1 protein-coding gene is annotated in these 257 nt (G+C 61.9%); it reads left to right on the top strand.

Annotated features, from left to right (window positions below; all coding sequences use genetic code 11):
* Positions 1-256, top strand: a 256-nt coding sequence (locus NX782_RS26310) for a flagellin (RefSeq protein ID WP_258848451.1), incomplete at its 5' end; no start/stop codon positions are given.
* Between the last annotated feature and the right edge of the window lies 1 nt (position 257).

Genomic DNA, 257 nt, shown 5'->3' with positions numbered 1-257 from the left:
CCTGAAGACCGCGATCGAAAGCGTCAGCAAGGTCCGCTCCTCGCTGGGCGCCGCCGCCAACCGCCTCGACCACGTCTACAACAACCTGTCGAACGTGAGCTCGAACACCGCCGCCGCAACCGGCCGCATCATGGACGTCGACTTCGCAACCGAATCGTCGAACATGACCTCCAAGCAGATGCTGCTGCAGGCCGGCACCGCCATGCTCAAGCAGACCAACAGCATGTCCTCGATGGTCATGTCGCTGCTGCAGTAAT

The sequence above is a fragment of the Massilia norwichensis genome, from assembly GCF_024753245.1.
Lineage (GTDB): Bacteria > Pseudomonadota > Gammaproteobacteria > Burkholderiales > Burkholderiaceae_D > Telluria > Telluria norwichensis.
Note: the sequence above shows the minus strand (reverse complement) of the source record. Positions and strands in the feature narration are given on the sequence as shown.